Genomic DNA, 18,592 nt, shown 5'->3' on the forward strand with positions numbered 1-18,592 from the left:
GGGCACGCTAGCCGCGCGGGCCGGGCGGCCCGCGCCCGGGTGTGGTTCAGGTCGGCTCGGGGCCGCCGGCTTCCGGGCTCGGACCGGCCTGGGTGTGCCGGGCGTCGCCGGTGACGCCGGGCAGCGAGCGGGTGGGGTCGAGGAAGACGAATCGGATCTCCGGGTAGCGGCCGGTGAGCCGCCGCTCGGCCTCGTCGGCGGTGGCCTCGATCTGCGCGCCGGTGGCCTCGTCGCGGAAGTCGACCTTCGCGGCGACCAGGATGTCGTCCGGGCCGAGCTGCATGGTCAACAGGGTGTCGATGCGCTCCACCTCGGGCAGCACGGCCAGCTCCTGCTCGATCTCGCGGCGCAGCCGCTCCGGGACGGCTCGGCCGACCAGCAGTGACAGGTTGTTGCCGGCGAGGACCCCGGCGACGGTCAGCAGCAGGAGCCCGATCAGGATCGACGCGACGCCGTCCCACACCTCGTCGCCGGTGGCGTGCGACAGGCCGACGCCGAGCCCGGCCAGCACCAGGCCGATCAGGGCGGCGCTGTCCTCCAGGAAGACCGCCTTCACTGTGGTGTCGGCGGTCAGTCGCAGAAACCGCCGTGGCGTGGTCCGCCAGCGCCGCGATTCGCGGCGGACCTGCCGCACGGCCCGGGCCAGTGAGATCGACTCGATGACGAACGACACCCCGAGCACGATGTACGAGATCAGGAAGTCGCCGCTGTGCTCGTGCACCAGGATCGTGGTGACGCCGTGGGTGACGGCGAAACCGGCGCCGGCGACGAACGTGAACATGGCCGCGAAGAACGCCCAGACGTAGCTCTCCTTGCCGTACCCGAAGGGGTGGCGCTGGTCGGCCGGACGGGCGCCGCGGCGCAGCGCCTGGAAGAGCAGCACCTCGGTGGTGGTGTCGGCGACCGAGTGCGCCGCCTCGGAGAGCATCGCGGCGGATCCGGAGATCAGCCCGGCGATCAGCTTGGCGACCGCGATGGCGAGGTTGGCGACGCCGGCGACGACGACCGTGCCGACGCTCTCGCTCTCGGGCCTGGCGTCCGCTTGCGACATGAGGCTCACCCTATGACCGGAGACGGTGGCGCGCCGCCGGAGGCCCGATCCGAACAAGTGTGCGGCACGCCCGCGTGGGTGCACGGTCTGGGCGTGTCGGCTGCTAGCGTCTACCGCGTGTCGCGGACCCGCACCGAACGCCTGGTCAACCTGGTGATCTGCCTGCTCTCCACGCGACGGTTCCTGACCGCCGCGCAGATCGCCGCGACCGTGCCCGGCTACGAGCATGATCCGGACGACGCGCGCGACCACGAGGCGTTCCAGCGCAAGTTCGAGCGGGACAAGGCCGAGCTGCGCGAGCTGGGCGTGCCGCTGGAGACCGGCACGGCGAGCGCCTTCGATGCCGAGCCCGGTTACCGGATCGCCCACCGCGAGTACGCGCTGCCCGACATTCTTCTCGAACCCGACGAGGCCGCCGCGGTTGGCATCGCCGCGCGGCTCTGGCAGCACGCCGGGTTGGCCGCCGCCGCGTCGTCCGGGCTGGCCAAGCTGCGTGCCGCCGGGGTGGACGTGGACCCGCAGGCGACCCTCGGCCTGGAGCCGATGGTCACGGTCGACCCGGCGTTCGCGCCGCTGACCGCCGCGGCCCGGGACCGCCGCGAGGTGGGGTTCGACTACCGGGTGCCCGACCGTGACGCGCCCAGCCGGCGGCGGCTGCAGCCGTGGGGCGTGGTCTGCTGGCGCGGCCGGTGGTATGTGGTCGGCCACGACCAGGACCGGGAGGCGACCCGCTGCTTCCGGCTGTCCCGGGTCGTCGGCGCGGTCCGGGTGACCGGCGCCCCCGGCGCGTACGAGCCGCCGGCCAACGTCGACCTGATCAGCCACGTGGCCCGCTGGTCGGGTCCGGTGGAGCGCACCGGTCGGGCCACCGTGCTGGCCGCGCCGGGGCGGGCCGCCGGCCTGCGGCGTTGGGCGGTGGAGGTGACCGCCGGGCCGGACGGCGACCGGCTGGTCCTGCCGTACGCGGACCCGGACGGGCTGGCCGGTCATCTCGTCGGCTACGGCCCGGACGTGCGGGTCCTCGACCCACCGGAGGTCCGCGAGGCGGTCATCCAACGACTCAAGGAGATCGCGGTGCGCCACGACGAGCTGGCCGTGAGCGGGGGTGCCCGGTGACCCGCCCGGCCGTCCGCAACGGTTCCCGCGCGTCCGCCGACCGGCTGGCCCGACTGCTCAACCTGGTGCCCTACCTGTTGGCCCGGCCGGGCATCGAGATCGCCGAGGCGGCCGGCGACCTGGGCGTCACCGAGCGCCAGCTCCGGGAGGACCTGGAGCTGCTCTGGGTGTGCGGGCTCCCCGGGTACGGCCCCGGTGACCTGATCGACATGGCGTTCGACGGTGATCGGGTGACCATCACCTACGACGCCGGCATCGACCGGCCGTTGCGGCTCACCCCCGACGAGGCCCTCGCGCTCGTGGTGGCGCTGCGGATGCTGGCCGAGACGCCCGGGGTGGCCAACCGGGACGCCGTCGAACGGGCCCTCGCCAAGATCGAGGACGCTGGCGACCTGGTGGGCGCCCCGGTGGCGGTCCGGTTACCCGGGGACACCCCGCGGGTCGAGGCGCTGCGCACCGCCGTGGAGGGCGGGAAGGCCCTGCGGATCACCTACTACACGGCCGCCCGGGACGAGACCACCGAGCGCGTCATCGACCCGCTGCGGATGCTCATGGTCGGCGGCCGGGCGTACGTGGAGGCGTGGTGTCGGCGTGCGGAGGCCGTCCGGCTGTTCCGCGCCGACCGGATCGACGCGATCACCGAGTTGGACGAGCCGGCCGCGGCGCCGCCGCAGGCCGTCCCGCACGACCTCACCGAGGGCGTGTTCCGCCCGTCGTCCGACCTGCCGCTGATCACCCTGCGCATCGGCCGGGGCGAGCGGTGGATCACCGAGTACTACCCGTGCGAGCGGGTGGAGCCCGGCGACGGCGACCAGTGGCTCGTCTCCCTGCGGGTCACCGACCTGGGGTGGGCCCGCCGGTTCGTGCTGGGCCTCGGCCCGGAGGTGACAGTGGTCGCCCCGGTCGAGTTGGCCGAGCAGGTGCGGGGCACTGCTGCCGCCGCCCTGGACGCGTACGCCGTGCCCGTGGCCACGACCGTGCCGCAGCGACCCGAGGTCGACCCGGAGCGCGTGCCGTCGGGTGACCCGGCGGTGGCCGGCCGCACCCAGTAGGCTGACCGCCGTGCTGATCTGGATCGTGCTCGCGGTGGTGCTGCTACCCCTCGTGGTGTTCGCGCTGGCCGTGCGCCCGGTGCTGGCTCGGCTGCCCCGACTGCGCCGCGCCGCCGTGGCGTTGCAGCGGCGGGCCGCCGAGGCCGAGGCGCTGCAGGAGACCGCCGTGACGTTGCAGCAGCGCGCCGAGGACGTCCAACGGCGGCTCGACACCACGTCCCGGCGGCTTGCGGTGATCAAGGCCAAGCGCGGCTGATCGAGCACGCACCCGACGGTGGTTGACGGATCATCGCGGGTTGGTCAAGACTTCACCCTCCCGGCCAAACCACCACCACCCGGCGGGTGGCGGGTAACCGATCCGCACGTACGATGGGCTGCGTACCACCCCTCGGACACAGAGCGACTGGAGCTTCTCATGGGTGCCCTCAAGCCGTGGCACATCGCTGTTCTCGTGGTTGTGCTGATCCTGCTGTTCGGTGCGAAGCGGCTCCCCGACGCGGCCCGTTCGCTGGGTCGGTCGCTGCGCATCATCAAGGCCGAGACCAAGAGCCTGCAGGACGACGACCGCGACCTCGCCGAGAAGGCCGACGCGCAGGCCGGCTACCAGCCGCTGCCGCCGCACGCCGGTCAGCAGGCGCCGTATGCTGGCCAGCCGCAGCAGCCCCCGTACCAGCAGGCGCCGCCGCAGCAGCCGGTCGTCGACCCGGTGCACCGCGTCCGCGACAACTGACCGAAGGGCCCCACTCCCGTGGCCTTCGCACTGCGTAAACGCGGCCCAAAGGCGTTCGACCGGGCCGCCGACGGCTCGATGACGCTCATCGAGCACGTCCGCGAGCTGCGCAACCGTCTCTTCCGCGCGTCGCTGGCGATCATGATCGGCTTCGGCTTCGGTATCTGGCTGGCCGAGCCGGTCCGGATTCTGCTGTCGAAGCCGTACTGCGACCTGCCGGGGTCGGTCGACCCGGAGACCAACAAGTGCCTCTTCGTTCAGCTCGGCCCGGCCGACCTCTTCCTGCTGAACCTGAAGATCGGCCTGTGGGTGGGCCTGATCATCGCGGCGCCGATCTGGCTCTACCAGCTCTGGGCGTTCATCGCGCCTGGTCTGCACCGGCACGAGCGGCGCTACGCGTACGCCTTCACGGCCTTGGCGGCGCCGCTCTTCGCGGCCGGCGCGGTGCTGGCGTTCTTCGTCACCGCCAAGGGCCTCGAGTTCCTGATGAACGTGTCCGGCGATGACATCTCGACCACCCTGGAAGTCACCCGGTACATCTCCTTCGTCACCAACCTGATCCTGCTGTTCGGTGTGGCGTTCGAGTTCCCGCTGATCGTGCTGATGCTCAACTTCGTGGGCATCGCCAGCGCGAAGCGGCTGCTCAGTTGGTGGCGGGTGGCGATCTTCGTGTTCTTCGCGTTCTCCGCGGTGGTCACCCCCACCCCGGACCCGTTCGGGATGACCGCGTTGGCGCTCTGCCTGTCCGCGCTCTACTTCGCGGCGGTCGGGGTCGCGTTCATCAACGACAGGCGGCGTGGGCGGGGCAAGGAGGTCTACGCCGGCATCGACGACGACGAGGTGTCGCCGTTGGAGTTCGACGCGGACCCGGTCGTGGCCGGGCAGCGGGTCGACTCGGCCGCGCCGATCGGCGTACCGGAGCCGATCGCCAAGCCGGCGCCGATCGAACGCCGTTACGACGACATGACCTGACGGCCCCGCGCCGCACGGTCCGCCGACGCCGTCCCCGTTTGCCGGGGGCGGCGTCGTCGCGTCACGTCGCGCACCGGCGGCGGAGCTGTTGGTGAGGGCACCTGCCCCTGGGTGAACGGTGGGTGTCCGACCGGTACGGTGCTGCCCGTGACCGCAGACGATCACCTGCCCGGCCCGGTCGCCGTGCTCGCCAACCCGACCGCCGGTCGCGGGCGGCACCGCGCTCTGCTGCCCCGGCTGCTGGAGGGCCTTGCCGCCGCCGGGCGGCCGGTCCGGTTGCTGCCGGCGTCGAGCCCCGCTGAGGCGGAGGCGGCGTGCCGGGCGGCTGTCGCCGACGGTGCCGGCGCGCTGGTGGCGGTCGGCGGGGACGGCACCGTGCACCGGGCGTTGCAGGCCGTCGCCGGCACCGACGTGCCGTTCGGTCCGATACCTGCCGGCACCGGCAACGACTTCGCTCTGGACACCGGCTTCCCGGCCGACCCCCTCGCGGCTGCGGCGGTGATCGCCGAGGCGGTGCGCGACGGCCGCAGCCAACCGGTCGACCTGGCCCGGATGGTCGGGGTCGACGGGGCCGAGCGCTGGTACGGGGCGGTCCTCGCGGCCGGGTTCGACGCGATCGTCAACGAGCGGGCCAACCGGATGCGCTGGCCGCGCGGCCCGCGCCGGTACGACCTGGCAATCCTGGTCGAGCTGGCTCGTTTACGGCCGCGCCGCTACACGCTGCGCCTCGACGGGGTGCCGCACGACCTGGACGCGGTGCTCGTGGCGGTGGGCAACTGCCCCACGTACGGCGGTGGGATGCGGATCTGCCCCGACGCGGACCCGACCGACGGGCTGCTCGACGTGGTGGTGGCGGGCCGGGTCAACAGGCGGACCCTCGTCCGGGTGAAGCCGCGCATCTACCAGGGCACCCACGTCGGTCACCCGTTGGTGCGCAGCTTCCGGGCCCGCACCGTGGAGTTGGCAGCCGAGGACATCACCTCGTACGCCGACGGGGAACGTTCCCTGGAGCTGCCGGTGACGATCAGCGCGGTTCCGGGCGCCCTGCGGCTGCTGCGTTGACCCGTACCGCCCCGATGCTGGCCGCGATGACCAGCACGATGGCGACGCACTCCAGCACGGTCAGCGCCTGCCGCAGCACCAGCCACCCGGCGAGGGTGGCGACGGCCGGGCCGAGGCTCATCAGCACCGCGAAGGTGGCGGTGGGCATCCGCCGCAGCGCCACCAGCTCCAGCGTGTAGGGCAGCCCGGAGGCGAGCACCGCGAGGGCGCTACCGAGCGCCAGCACCTGCGGGTCGAGCAGCACTTTGCCGCCGTCGATGATGCCCAGCGGCAGGGTGACAAGCGCGGCCACGGTCAGTGCCAGGGCCAGCCCGTCCGCGCCGGGAAAGCGGCTGCCGACCCGTGCGCTCAGCACGATGTACGAGGCCCACATGGCCCCCGCGCCGAACGCGAAGGCCACCCCGACCGGGTCCAGTCGGTCGAAGCCACCCTGCCCGAGCAGCGCCACCCCGGCCAGTGCGAGCCCCGCCCAGCCCCAGCTGGCCAGGCGTCGGGCGGAGAACACCGACAGCGCCAACGGGCCGAGAACCTCGAGCGTCACCGCCGGGCCCAGCGGGATGCGTTCGATGGCCTGGTAGAACAGCGAGTTCATGCCGGCCAGCGCCAGCCCGAACGCGCCGGCCGCGAGCCAGGCCGAGCGGTCGTGCCCACGCAGTCGGGGCCGGCACACGATGAGCAGCAGCACCGCCGAGATGGTCAGCCGCAGGGTCACCGCGCCGGCCACCCCGGTACGGGGGAAGAGCAACGCGGCCACGGCGGAGCCGAACTGCACCGACAGGGCCCCGCCGAGCACCAGGCCGACGGCGGCGACGCCACCGCGCCGGGCCGCTGATGTGTCGGCCGGCGGTGGCGTGGGCAGCAGGATCTCGGTCACGGGCACGACCGTAGGCGGTCAGCGCCGGCCACCCTGCGGCGGTGTCCACCGGAGTGACCAACGCCGGGCACGGGCGCGGGTCGGGCCGGTGCCGCTCAGCCCGGCAGGGCGAGGTCGAGCACCGCGCCCAGCCCGTTCTCCCGGCCCGGCTCGGCGGCCGGGAGCACCAGCACCGAGCAGCCGGCGGCCACGGCGCCCGCGTCCGCCGGCGTGTCGCCGACCATCAGCGTCTGCTCCGGGTCGACGCCGAGCATCCCGCAGGCACGCCAGAAGATCGCCGGGTCGGGTTTGCAGCGCCCCACCTCGTACGAGAGCACGAACGCGCCGACCAGGTCGGTCAGCCCCCAGGCGTCGAAGTGTGGCCGCAGGTCGAAGCCGATGTTGCTGACCACCGCCACCGGCACCCCAGCGTCGCGCAGCGCGGTCAGCGTGGGAGCGGTGTCGGCGTACGGTTGCCAGCCCTCGGCGATCAGCAGCCGCTCGTAGAGCGCGTCGGCGAACCCGTCGATGCCGGCGTCGACGGTCTCCGCCAGCCCGGTGTACGCGCCCCGGTGCGCGTGTTGGTAGAGGTCCCTGTCAGCCCACAGTTCGGCAAGTCGGGGTGGCACCCGCGCCGGGAGTGGCCCGCCGGCGCGTCCGGCGGTCAGCAGCCGGTCGGCCAGCGAGGTGGCGCGGACCCGGTCCAGGGTGACGCCGCACGCCGCCGCGGCCTCCAACACCCACCGCTGGGAGTCCTCCACCTGGGCCAGGGTGCCGTGGAAGTCGAAGAGCACCGCCTTGACAGGGCGTCGGGACGCCCGGCGGGCGGCGGGCGCCTCGGCGGTGCCCGGCGGACTGGTCTGGGGCGGTTCGGCATGGTCCGGCACGCCGTGCACCCTACCGACCGCCCCCGACCGCTCCTCCGGACGGCCTTGTGGGGTGACGTGTCCCGGCACGCACTAATCTTGGTGCCATGTCGAGCCCCGCCGAGCGGTACGCAGCGGCGCGCCGCAAGGCCGCACAAGCCGCACAGTTTCCGGCGTTGAACGAGTTCGCCCTCGATCTGGGGTTCGACCTCGACGACTTCCAGCGGGAGGCGTGTCAGTCGCTGGAGCAGGGCAGCGGTGTGCTGGTCTGCGCTCCCACCGGGGCCGGTAAGACGGTCGTCGGGGAGTTCGCCGTCCACCTGGCGTTGCGCGGGCGGCCCAACGATCCGGTGCCCGCCGCCGACGCGGCGACCCCGCCGCCACGGCGCAAGTGCTTCTACACCACGCCGATCAAGGCGTTGTCCAACCAGAAGTACCACGACCTGGTCGCCCGGTACGGCGTCGAGCAGGTCGGCCTGTTGACCGGCGACAACGCGATCAACGGCGGCGCGCCGGTGGTGGTGATGACCACCGAGGTGCTGCGCAACATGCTCTACGCGGGCTCCAGCACCCTGCAGGGCCTCGCGTACGTGGTGATGGACGAGGTGCACTACCTGGCCGACCGGTTCCGCGGTGGGGTGTGGGAAGAGGTGATCATCCACCTGCCCGCCTCGGTCACCCTGATCTCGTTGTCGGCGACCGTCTCCAACGCCGAGGAGTTCGCCGACTGGCTGGTCACCGTGCGCGGCGAGACCGCCGTGGTGGTCAGCGAGCACCGGCCGGTGCCGTTGTGGCAGCACATGCTCGTCGGCAAGCGGATGTTCGACCTGTTCCACGACGCCGACGCCGCCCGCAAGCACGACGTGCACCCGGAGTTGCTGCGCTACACCCGGGAGACCGCGCGGCGGCTGGAGTTGGGCGAGGGCCGCAGCGCGGGGCCGGGCGCCGGCCGGCGTGGCCCGCGCTGGCGTGGCCCGTTGCGCCCGGACATCGTCGACCGACTGGATCGGGAGGGTCTGCTACCGGCGATCCTGTTCATTTTCAGCCGGGCCGGTTGCGCCGCCGCCGTGCAGCAGTGTCTCGCCGCCGGGCTGCGGCTCACCTCACCGGAGGAACGGACCGAGATCCGCCGGGTCGTCGAGTCCCGGGTCACCGCCATCCCCAGCGAGGACCTGTCGGTCCTGGGCTACTGGGAGTGGCTGGACGGCCTGGAGCGCGGCCTGGCCGCCCACCACGCCGGCATGCTCCCGGTGTTCAAGGAGATCGTCGAGGAGTTGTTCGTCCGTGGCCTGGTCAAGGCGGTCTTCGCCACCGAGACCCTGGCGTTGGGCATCAACATGCCGGCCCGCTGCGTGGTCCTGGAGCGGCTGGTCAAGTACAACGGCGAGGCGCACGTCGACCTGACCCCGGGGGAGTACACGCAGCTCACCGGCCGCGCTGGCCGCCGTGGCATCGACGTGGAGGGGCACGCCGTCGTGGTGTGGTCCCCGGAGACCGACCCACGGCACGTGGCCGGGCTCGCGTCCACCCGCACCTACCCCCTGCGCTCCAGCTTCCGGCCGTCGTACAACATGGCTGTGAACCTGGTCGGCACGGTCGGCGCCGAGCCGGCCCGGGCTCTGCTGGAGTCGTCGTTCGCGCAGTTCCAGGCGGACCGGTCGGTGGTCGGCCTGGCCCGGCAGGTGCAGCGCAACACCGAGACCATCGAGGCGTACGGCGCGGAGGCCGCCTGCCACCACGGCGACTTCGACGAGTACTTCGCGCTGCGGGTGGCGATCGCCGACCGGGAGAAGGCGATCGCCCGGCAGGGGCAGACCCAGCGCAAGGCCGCCGCGGTGGCGTCGTTGGAGCGACTGCGGGTCGGCGACGTGATCCGGGTGCCGTCGGGCCGGAGGGCGGGGCTGGCCGTGGTGCTGGACCCGGCGACCGGCGGGTTCGGTGAGCCCCGGCCGCTGGTGCTCACCCAGGACCGTTGGGCCGGGCGGGTCAGCCCGGGCGACTTCACCACGCCGGCCGAGGTGCTGGCCCGGATCCGGGTGCCCAAGCACTTCAACCACCGGTCCCCGGGGGCTCGGCGGGATCTCGCCGCCGAGGTCAGCGGCACCGGCCTGGACCGGCACGGCGGCCGACGCGGGGGCCGTTCCCGGCAGGTGACCGGCGAGGACCATCGGATCACCCAGCTCCGCACCGAACTGCGCAACCACCCCTGCCACGCCTGCCCCGAGCGGGAGGAGCACGCCCGCTGGGCGGAGCGGCGTCGGCGGCTGGAGCGCGACACCGAGGAGCTGCGCGAGCGCGTCAGTGGTCGTACCGGGTCCCTCGCCCGGACGTTCGACCGGATCGTGGCGTTGCTGACCGAGCGCGGTTACCTCGCCCGCGACGGCGCGGTCACCGACGCCGGCCGGATGCTGGGCCGGATCTGGACCGAGGCGGATCTGCTGGTCGCCGAGTGCCTGCGCCGGGGGGTGTGGAACGGGCTGTCCCCGGCCGAGCTGGCCGCCGCGGTCTCCGTGGTGGTGTTCGAGGCGCGCCGCGACGTCGACGAGCGGGCGTCGTTGCCGCGTGGGCCGGTGGCGGACGCGGTGGACGAGACGCTGAAGCTGTGGGGGGAGATCGAGGCCGACGAGGCGGCGCGAGGGCTGACCGCGACCCGGGAGCCGGATCTCGGTTTCGCCTGGCCCGTCTACCGGTGGGCCCGGGGCGAGGCGCTGGCCAAGGTGCTCGGCAGCGGGCACGAGATCGATGGTGAAATGCCCGCCGGTGACTTCGTCCGGTGGGCCCGACAGGTCGTCGACCTGCTCGGTCAGATTGCCGACTCCGGTGGCGCCGCTGCGGAGCTGCGATCTACGGCCCGACAAGCTATAGCGGCGGTCAATCGAGGCGTTCTCGCGTACCACACGTCAGCCTGATAAATACGCTCAGTCATTTTCGTCGGTTTAATCGACGCAGCGGACGGTCACCGCAACGGAACCCCTCGAATAGCTCGGGGGGCACTGTTGCGCCTGATCACAGCACCCCTGATCATTGCCGAGGCGTCTTGTTGACGCGTCGGTAACGAATGGGGAGAAAGCCGCCGTGGCGGAGATCAATCACTTTGAGTACGGGTGGATCACGCCCGCGCTGAGCTACGCGCTGTCCGTGCTCGGCTCGATCCTCGGTCTGGTCTGCGCCGGGCGTATCCGCACGGCCCGGACGAACGGTCAGCGAGCCTGGTGGGGTCTGCTGGCGGCCTGGTCACTTGGCGGCACCGCCATCTGGGCGATGCACTTCATGGCCATGCTCGGCTTCGCTGTGGAGAACACCCGGATCCGCTACGACGTGCCGCTGACCGCGGCCAGCACGGCGATCGCCGTGGTGGCGGTCGGTATCGGCCTGGCCATCGTGGGCACCGGCCGGCTGAATCCGGTACGACTGATCGCCGGCGGCGTCTTCACGGGCGCCGGCGTGGCCGCCATGCACTACACCGGAATGGCCGCCATGCGCCTCAACGGCAGCCTCGGCTACGACACCGTCCGGGTCGTGCTCTCGGTGGTCATCGCCGTGGTGGCGTCCACCGTGGCACTGTGGCTCGCGATGACCGTCCGGCGGGCACTGGCGATCTTCGCGTCCGCGCTGGTCATGGGCGTCGCCGTCAACGGGATGCACTTCACCGGCATGAGCGCCCTGTCGGTGCACCGCCACGAACGGACGGGTGAGGTGGCCGGCGCCGGGGTGAGCACCCTGCTGGTGCCGATCGTGCTGGCGGTGGTCTTCGGGGTGGTCGGTCTGCTCTACGCGCTGCTCGCCGCTCCGACCGACGACGACCGGGCCGCCAGCGCGTACCTGGACGGGCGGCGGCTCTCCGAACCGGCCGCCCCGACGCCCGCCGCTGCACCCGACCCGGTGGGCTTGCGCGCCCGCTCCAGCCTCGGCCAGCCGGGTACGCCGTTCCCGTCCCGCCGGGACACGCCGCCGCGCTGACGCCGTGCGGCCGGGCCTGCCCGATCCGCGCCCGGTGCCCAGGCGGATCAGGCCGGCCGGCGACCGGGCCGACCCGGGTCGATGGTGAGGGTGGCCAGCAACCCGGGGTGGTCGGTCGTCCCGTGCATGGGCACCACCGTGCGACAGCACAGCGTGATGTCGCTGGTCGCCGTGATGTGTTGCAGTCGGCCGTCGTCCACCCGCTGGTGGCCCGGCGGCGTACAGGACCGCACGTCGGGGTCAGGACCGGCACGCAGGTTGAGGTCGCCGCCCAGCACTGTGGGCTCGGACCCGGCGGTGCGGCTGATCGCCGGCAGGATGGTGTCGAGCAGGTGGTCGCACTGGGTGAGCGCGATGCGGAAGCCGCTGGCCGACAGGTGCGTGGTGCAGGCCAGCAGGGCGCCGTCGACGTCGACGCAGAGCCAGGCTCGTTCCTCGGGGTCCGCGAGGTCCTGCGTCGGGTGGGTTCCGGCGTACACAGTGTGTGGGGTGGCTGCGGTCTGCACGTGGGTCAGCAGCCCGATGCCGAAGCGTTGGCCGTTGCGGCAGCGGGTGTCGTCGCCGCTCGGACGGTCGCCGGCGGCCTGGAACGCGGCCACGACGGTCCGGCCGGGGTGCACGGCGTGGAACACCCCGCGCAGGACGGGGAGGTCGTCCGCGCAGATCTCGTTGAGGGTGACCAGGTCGGGCGCCTCGGCGGTGATCACCTCGGTGGCCCTGGCCATCGCTCGGCCGGTGTAGCAGCCGGCGCGGCCACTGTTGCAGAGGTTCATCTGGAGCATCCGCAGGATCGTGGCCTGCGGGGGGTCCGCGGCGTCGGCGGGTACGCCCGACGGTGTGGCCGGCAGCGCGGCGGCGGCGAGTAGGCAGCCCACGGCCAGGCTTCGGCGCAGGAACCGGTACGAACGGGCGGCCACACGGACTCCGGGGTCAACGAGGCGACAGTCATCGCCGAGGTGCCGGTGATCCTACTGGCGGCCGGTCGGCGATCGAGATCCAGAGCGGTGGGCCGAGGGGGCACCCGCGCGGCGCGTACCCCCTCGGGTCGCTCAGTGGGCGCGGACCGCGACGGCCGTGTACGGCGTGGTGGGGGTGGGCGGTGTGGTGAACCGGGCGTTGGGCAGGTAGAGCCGGCCCAGCGCCTTGGCGACGGTGGTGGGTACGTCGAAGTTCGGGTCGGTGATGGTGCCGGTGAGCGCTCCGGCGGTGCCGGCGTGGTTCAGCCGGACCACGGCGATCTGGTTGAGGCGGTTCTGCACGACGTAGAGGGTGCGGCCGAGCAGCAACAGTCCATCGCCGTTGGTGAAGGTGTGGCCCGGCACGTCCACGACGGTGCTCGCGCCACTCGTCGGGTCGACCCGGTACAGCGTGCCGGTGCTGGACTGGACGACGATCAGGGCCCGGCCGTCCGGTGTGGTGGCGATGCCGTTGAGGTTCACGCCGGTGCCGACCTGCTCGTACGCGCCGGTCAGCGCGATCGTGGTGAAGGCGTCGGCGGGCGGCAGCGCCCCACCGCGACCGAGCGGCAGCCGGTAGAGCACCGGCCGGTTCGAGTCGGTGAAGTACGCGGCGTCACGGGTCAGGACGACGTCGTTGACGAACGTCGGAGCGGTGGCGAACTGGTAGCGGGCCAGCACCTCGCCGGTGCGGGTGTCGAGGACCCGAGCGTCGCCGGCCGTGCCACCGGAGACGAAGAGCCGGCCGCGTGTGTCGACCTTGAGACCGAGCGACGGGGTGCCGGTGGCCGCGCCGATCGTCGTGCCCCGGCCGGTGACCAGGTCGACACGCTGGATGGCGCCGGTGGCGCGGGAGCCGAAGTAGGCGTACCTGCCGGCGGTGGCGATGCCCTCGGGCTGGAAGCCGTCGGGAAGGGCGAGGACGGCCGGCGGACGTCCTCCGGGGTGCGCCTGTGCCTGCGCCGGCGCGACGGCGACGGTGGTCAGCATGAGGGCGGTCAACGCGCCGCCGAGCGTGGTGCGGAGGGGGCGGTTCACTGTGCTCCTTCCGGGCGGAAGCGGCACGAGCCGACACGTCCGCCACGTTCACTGGGGCCAGGACCCTCCCCACTGTACGACCGCTGCCGGGCGTCCGCCCGGCGTCACCGGCGCGGCCTTCGGGTGACCGCGCCGGTGAGCCCGTGGAGCGGGGCGGATGTCAGGCGTTGCGGACCAGCCTCCACCTGTTGTCCGCGCTGCCGTTGTCCGGGTCCTGCACGGCCTGCGCTCCCCAGGCGGTCGACCCGTTCAGGATCCCGAGCAGCTTGTTGCTGTTGACGTTGCGGATCTTGTAGGTGCCGTCGCCGTTGTCCACGAGGACCCACCGGTGATCGGCGGTGCCGTTGTCGGCCCACTGCAGGACCCGGGCGTTGTCCGCGGTGGACATGTTCTCCACGCCCAGGACCTTGCCGCTGTTGACGTTGCGGAACCGGACCGCGTCGCCGTCGGTCACGACCACCCAGTTGTGGTCGGCGGTGCCGCTGTCGCCCCACTGCACGGCCAGTCCGCCGTCGGCCGTGGACATGTTCTGCACGCCGAGGACCAGGCCGGTGCCGACATTGACCAGACGGTAGCTGCCGCCGGTGCTCCCGCCTCCGCTGGCGTTCCAGTAGACCGTGTAGTTGTAGCCGTGGGCGTCCTGGAAGGGCGCGAGGTTCACAGTGGACCCGTTGGCGCTGGCGGTGAACGCGAGCGAGCTGGTGCTGGTTCGCGCGATCGAGGAGACGGTGAGTGACGGCAGGGCGCTGAGCGTGGTGTTGCCGTAGTTGCCGGCCAGCACCGTCGGGCCGTACGTGACGGCGGCGACGTTGGCGTTGTCGTTGGCGGCCCGCATGACGACCTGCATCGGCAGCCGCACGGTGATGGTGTCGCCGGCGGCCCAGGCGCGGGTGACCGTGGCGTAGCTACCAGGTGTGGTGGCGACGCTCTGCACCGTGCCGTTGACGGTGATCGTCGCGCCGCTGGTCCAGGACGGGATCCGTACCCGGATGCTCCACGAGCCGCTCATCGACCCGGACAGGGTCAGGGTGCTGGTGTCGCTGACCGGGTAGCTGGTGCTCTGGGTGACAGTGATGCCGCGCTGCGTCCAGTTCAGCACCGACGGCGTGAAGAGGTTCACGCTCAGTGTCGTGCCGTTGAAGAAGTAGATGGAGTCCATCAACCTCGTGTTGATCTCCAGGCCGGTGCCCTGGCAGCACCAGAACGAGTTGTAGTCGGTGCTCCAGGTGCCGCCGCCCCACGCCGGGCCCACACCACGACGCCCGCCCGGCCGCAGCGGGGTGAAGTAGGTGATGTGACCGTGGCTGTCGGAGGGGTTCTGCCCGCCGATCAGGTGGTTGATCAGGGCACGCTCGTAGAAGTCGAAGTAGTCGGTCCGGTTCGGGTCGAGCAGCCACAGCTCCCGGGTCAACTTGAGCATGTTGTACGTGTTGCACTGCTCGCAGGTGTCGTTGCTGAGATAGCCGGCGATAGCGTTCGGCGCCCGGAAGTGCTCGGCCTGGCTGTTGCCGCCGATGACGTAGGAGTGCGCGCCGACGGTGATGTTCCACGCGTTGCTGGCGATGTCCCGGTATCGAGTGGTCCCGGTGGCCTTGTACTCCCGGGCCGCGCCGATCCACTTGGGCACCTGCGTGTTGGCGTGCAGCCCGTTGAGCTGGTCCTGGTTGGAGGCCAGGGGGTTGAACACGGCGGCGTGGTCGAACCGCTGGGCGGTGGTGAGCCAGCGGGAGTCGCCGGTCTGCTGGTAGATGTCGGTGAGCACGTCGTTCATGCCGCCGAACTCGGTGCCCAGCATCGACTGCATCTGGCTGGCGCTCAGTCGACTCGTCCGGGTGTCGACCCAGCCGGCGAGGGACAGCAGGACCGTACGGGCCTGGGTGTTTCCGGTGTAGCGCCAGACGTCGAGCAGCCCGGCGAGGGTCTTGTGGATGCAGTAGTAGGGCACGTTGCCGTTGGACAGCGTCCGAGCCTCGAGCGCGGTGAAGTCGGACTCCGGGAAGCCGGAGAGGTATCCCGAGCCGAAGCCGGCGGCCCCGTTGTTGGCCTGGCACTTGGCCAACTCGGCCACCATGTAGTTGGCCTTGTCCCGGCAGGTGGTGTCGCCCAGCACCGCGTACGCGTACGCCCAGGCGGTCAGGAAGTGCCCCTGCATGTGGGTCCGGAACGGGAAGTTCGGCGCGTCCCAGCCGCCGTTGGTGGCGGCGCCGTTCGTGGACAGCCGGTGGTTGGCGCGGAAGTTGTAGAGCATCCGGTCGACGTCGACGAACCGCAGGTAGTTGAGCGTGCGGGTCTGGTTGTCCATCCAACGGCCGGCGGTGAGTCTTACCTGACCGGGGTCGAATGAGTACGCCGAGACGCCGATGTCGGACCGGGCCGGAGGCACGACGGCGGCGGACGCGCTCGCGGGGAGGACGGCGGCGCCGGTCGCGGACACCACCACGGTGGCTCCGGCGGCCTGAAGCAGGTGGCGGCGGCTGAGGGGCGGGGGTGGCATGGGGGACCTCCAGGTGGCCGGGTACGTCGGGGCCGCCATCGATGGCGGTGCGTCGTCGGCGGCAAAGGGCCGACGCCGGGTGCGGTGTGGGTGGATGGGACGCGGTCGCTGTGGACGCCGGGTGCCCACCCCTGCGCTCATCGCGGCACATCGATGTGATCGCTAACATAGTTGGTCGTTAACACGCCCGCAACCCCCGGGGCACCTCGCCGACCCATCTCCGCGGCGGCGCGACTCGGAGGTGCCGGGTTCGATGCCAGCTGTGGTCCGAAACGGACATCCCCCGGGCCTGCGACTGCCAGAGTGTGACGGTGTGTAAGGGGCTTCGGTGACTCGTTCTCGTTGACGCCGGCCCGGTCGCTCAGTACGGTGCATCGTAAATCTTCGATGTCAACGTCGCTACATCAATGCTGCGATGTGGTTACGACGGTCATCCCGCGCCTAGCAAGAATCCAGGTCAGATGGGGGGAGGAGGCATCCAGGGGCAATCTGTTAGCGCTAACAGCCATCGCACTCTCTGTGGGAGTAATCGTGAAGGTGAAAGATCGAACCACAACCCGGGCCGCCCGTCGGGCCAGGCGCGCCATCGCCTGGCTGGCCAGCATGGCGTGCGTCCTCGCACTGATCCCGGGTTCGGCCAGGGCCGACAACCCCATCGTCCAGAACATCTACACAGCTGATCCGGCGCCAATGGTGCACAACGGCCGGGTGTACCTCTACACCGGACATGACGAGGACGGGTCCACCTACTTCACCATGCGTGAGTGGCGGGTGTACTCGTCCGCCGACATGGTGAACTGGACCGATCACGGCTCGCCGATGAATCTGGCGACGTTCGCGTGGGCGGACGCCAACGCGTGGGCCGGGCAGGTCGTCGCGCGGAACGGAAAGTTCTACTGGTACGTGCCGGTGCGCCAGCGCTCCAACGGGCAGATGGTCATCGGCGTCGGGGTGGCCGACAGCCCGACGGGGCCGTTCCGCGACGCGCTCGGTCGACCACTGGTCGGCAACAACGAAATCGACCCGCACACGTTCATCGACGATGACGGGCAGGCGTATCTGTACTGGGGTAACCCGGGGCTGTGGTACGTGAAGCTGAACGCCGACATGATCTCGTACTCCGGCAGCGCGACGCGCATTCCACTCACGACGGCGGGATTCGGCACCCGTAGCGGTAATGCGAGTCGGCCGACGCTGTACGAGGAGGGGCCGTGGGTCTTCAAGCGCAACGGGTTGTACTACAACGTCTTCGCGGCGGAGTGTTGCTCGGAGTTCATCGCGTATTCCACGGCGACAGGGCCGACGGGGCCGTGGACGTATCGGGGAACGATCATGCCGCGGCAGGGCGCCAGTTTCACCAATCACGCGGGTGTGATCGATTTCCAGGGTGGCTCGTATTTCTTCTACCACAACGGGGCGTTGCCCGGCGGTAGTGGTTACACCCGTTCGGTCGCGGTGGAGAAGTTCAGCTACAACAGCAATGGCATGTTCCCGACGATCACGATGACGAGTACGGGTGCCCCGCAGGTGGGCACGCTGAACCCGTACGTGCGGCAGGAGGCCGAGACGATCGCGTGGGGCTCGGGCATCGAGACCGAGGCGTCCAGCGAGGGCGGAATGAACGTCGGTTGGATCGAGAACGGCGACTACATCAAGGTCAAGGGTGTCGCGTTCGGCGCTGGTGCGACCTCGTTCAGCGCCCGGGTCGCGTCGGCCACCAGCGGCGGCCGGATCGAGGTGCGCCTCGACAGCGCCAGCGGCCCGACCGTGGGCACCTGCACCGTGGGTGGCACCGGCGGTTGGCAGACCTGGAGCACCACCACCTGCGCGGTGAGCGGAGCGACCGGCACCCATGATCTCTACCTGCGCTTCGCCGGCGGCAGCGGCAACCTGTTCAACATCAACTGGTGGCAGTTCACCGGCGGCGGCAGCACCAACCTGATCACCAACGGCGACGTGGAGAACGGCACGACGGGCTGGGGTGTGCACGGCAGCGGAACGCTCGCCAGGAACACCACAGCCGCGCACGGCGGCAGCGGGTCGCTGTCGATCACCGGCCGGACCGGCGCGTGGAACGGCCCCAGCCAGGACGTGACCACCAGGCTCACCAACGGCAAGAGCTACACCACAAACGTCTGGGTACGCGCACAGAGCGGCACCCCGTCGGCGAAGGCGACGCTGTCGCTGACCGCGAACGGCACGACGAGCTACCTCCAGCTGACCCCGGCGGTGGGGGTGAACGTCAACGGCTGGACCCTGCTCACCGGCACGACGACAGTGTCGTGGAGCGGCACGCTGTCCAGTGCCGCCTTCTATGTGGAGACGGCGGAGGGCACCGACAGCCTCCTCGTCGACGACGTCTCGTTCGAGTGACGGGTGCTGCCGGAGCCGTGCCCGTACGGCTCCGGCAGCACCGCGACGTGCCTGACGATCGGCATGTTA

15 protein-coding genes are annotated in these 18,592 nt (G+C 71.5%); 9 read left to right on the top strand and 6 right to left on the bottom strand.

The window, feature by feature from the left end; translation table 11 throughout:
• Nucleotides 1-46 precede the first annotated feature (46 nt).
• Nucleotides 47-1,051, bottom strand: coding sequence for a cation diffusion facilitator family transporter (locus ACQP0U_RS14770; RefSeq protein ID WP_433319677.1), 1,005 nt, complete (start codon nt 1,049-1,051; stop codon nt 47-49).
• Between the two features lie 117 nt (nt 1,052-1,168).
• Here ACQP0U_RS14770 and ACQP0U_RS14775 point away from each other — a divergent pair, with 117 nt between their 5' ends.
• The 6 genes from ACQP0U_RS14775 to ACQP0U_RS14800 all read left to right on the top strand — a co-directional run bounded on the left by ACQP0U_RS14775 (nt 1,169) and on the right by ACQP0U_RS14800 (nt 5,983).
• Nucleotides 1,169-2,167, top strand: a complete 999-nt coding sequence (locus ACQP0U_RS14775) for a helix-turn-helix transcriptional regulator (RefSeq protein ID WP_091408906.1) — start codon at nt 1,169-1,171, stop codon at nt 2,165-2,167.
• Nucleotides 2,164-3,219, top strand: coding sequence for a helix-turn-helix transcriptional regulator (locus ACQP0U_RS14780; protein ID WP_433319681.1), 1,056 nt, complete (start codon nt 2,164-2,166; stop codon nt 3,217-3,219). Before ACQP0U_RS14775 ends, ACQP0U_RS14780 begins: the two co-directional genes overlap by 4 nt.
• 10 nt (nt 3,220-3,229) lie before the next feature.
• Complete coding sequence (locus ACQP0U_RS14785; RefSeq protein ID WP_433319684.1) at nt 3,230-3,475, top strand: hypothetical protein; 246 nt, start codon at nt 3,230-3,232, stop codon at nt 3,473-3,475.
• A 159-nt stretch (nt 3,476-3,634) separates the two neighbouring features.
• On the top strand, nt 3,635-3,949 hold the full coding sequence (tatA, locus tag ACQP0U_RS14790; protein ID WP_088989654.1) for a Sec-independent protein translocase subunit TatA: 315 nt from the start codon (nt 3,635-3,637) through the stop codon (nt 3,947-3,949).
• Between the two features lie 18 nt (nt 3,950-3,967).
• The gene (tatC, locus tag ACQP0U_RS14795) at nt 3,968-4,921 is read left to right on the top strand and encodes a twin-arginine translocase subunit TatC (RefSeq protein WP_433319688.1); all 954 of its coding nucleotides are present in this window, start codon (nt 3,968-3,970) and stop codon (nt 4,919-4,921) included.
• Between the two features lie 138 nt (nt 4,922-5,059).
• Complete coding sequence (locus ACQP0U_RS14800; RefSeq protein WP_433319691.1) at nt 5,060-5,983, top strand: diacylglycerol kinase; 924 nt, start codon at nt 5,060-5,062, stop codon at nt 5,981-5,983.
• Here ACQP0U_RS14800 and ACQP0U_RS14805 read toward each other — a convergent pair.
• Together ACQP0U_RS14805 and ACQP0U_RS14810 are read right to left on the bottom strand one after the other, a co-directional pair.
• Complete coding sequence (locus ACQP0U_RS14805) at nt 5,946-6,857, bottom strand: EamA family transporter (RefSeq protein ID WP_433319694.1); 912 nt, start codon at nt 6,855-6,857, stop codon at nt 5,946-5,948. The genes ACQP0U_RS14800 and ACQP0U_RS14805 overlap by 38 nt on opposite strands.
• 95 nt (nt 6,858-6,952) lie before the next feature.
• On the bottom strand, nt 6,953-7,723 hold the full coding sequence (locus ACQP0U_RS14810) for an HAD family hydrolase (protein WP_433319697.1): 771 nt from the start codon (nt 7,721-7,723) through the stop codon (nt 6,953-6,955).
• Nucleotides 7,724-7,809: 86 nt separating this feature from the next.
• Between ACQP0U_RS14810 and ACQP0U_RS14815 the strand changes: the two genes are divergently transcribed.
• Nucleotides 7,810-10,611, top strand: a complete 2,802-nt coding sequence (locus tag ACQP0U_RS14815) for a DEAD/DEAH box helicase (protein WP_433319700.1) — start codon at nt 7,810-7,812, stop codon at nt 10,609-10,611.
• 166 nt (nt 10,612-10,777) lie between these two features.
• Nucleotides 10,778-11,662, top strand: a complete 885-nt coding sequence (locus ACQP0U_RS14820; RefSeq protein WP_433319703.1) for an MHYT domain-containing protein — start codon at nt 10,778-10,780, stop codon at nt 11,660-11,662.
• A gap of 47 nt (nt 11,663-11,709) precedes the next feature.
• On the opposite strand, the gene ACQP0U_RS14825 is transcribed toward ACQP0U_RS14820, so the two are convergent.
• From ACQP0U_RS14825 to ACQP0U_RS14835, 3 genes are all read right to left on the bottom strand, one after another.
• On the bottom strand, nt 11,710-12,579 hold the full coding sequence (locus tag ACQP0U_RS14825) for an endonuclease/exonuclease/phosphatase family protein (RefSeq protein WP_433319706.1): 870 nt from the start codon (nt 12,577-12,579) through the stop codon (nt 11,710-11,712).
• Nucleotides 12,580-12,711: 132 nt separating this feature from the next.
• The gene (locus tag ACQP0U_RS14830; protein ID WP_433319708.1) at nt 12,712-13,656 is read right to left on the bottom strand and encodes an SMP-30/gluconolactonase/LRE family protein; all 945 of its coding nucleotides are present in this window, start codon (nt 13,654-13,656) and stop codon (nt 12,712-12,714) included.
• Between the two features lie 160 nt (nt 13,657-13,816).
• Entirely contained in the window at nt 13,817-16,150 is a 2,334-nt protein-coding gene (locus tag ACQP0U_RS14835; RefSeq protein WP_433319711.1) for a beta-L-arabinofuranosidase domain-containing protein, read from the bottom strand.
• A 603-nt stretch (nt 16,151-16,753) separates the two neighbouring features.
• On the opposite strand from ACQP0U_RS14835, the gene ACQP0U_RS14840 reads away from it, so the two are divergent.
• Nucleotides 16,754-18,523 (top strand): family 43 glycosylhydrolase, encoded by a 1,770-nt coding sequence (locus tag ACQP0U_RS14840; RefSeq protein WP_433320848.1) that lies wholly within the window; start codon nt 16,754-16,756, stop codon nt 18,521-18,523.
• Nucleotides 18,524-18,592 lie beyond the last annotated feature (69 nt).

The sequence above is a fragment of the Micromonospora sp. CA-269861 genome, from assembly GCF_050948505.1.
Lineage (GTDB): Bacteria > Actinomycetota > Actinomycetes > Mycobacteriales > Micromonosporaceae > Micromonospora.

Excerpts from the sequence above, each read along its gene's own strand:
- ACQP0U_RS14770 (WP_433319677.1), bottom strand. The coding sequence starts at position 1,051 with ATGTCGCAAGCGGACGCCAGGCCCGAGAGCGAGAGCGTCGGCACGGTC.
- tatA (WP_088989654.1), top strand. The coding sequence starts at position 3,635 with ATGGGTGCCCTCAAGCCGTGGCACATCGCTGTTCTCGTGGTTGTGCTG.
- ACQP0U_RS14815 (WP_433319700.1), top strand. The coding sequence starts at position 7,810 with ATGTCGAGCCCCGCCGAGCGGTACGCAGCGGCGCGCCGCAAGGCCGCA.
- ACQP0U_RS14835 (WP_433319711.1), bottom strand. The coding sequence starts at position 16,150 with ATGCCACCCCCGCCCCTCAGCCGCCGCCACCTGCTTCAGGCCGCCGGA.
- ACQP0U_RS14840 (WP_433320848.1), top strand. The coding sequence starts at position 16,754 with ATGGCGTGCGTCCTCGCACTGATCCCGGGTTCGGCCAGGGCCGACAAC.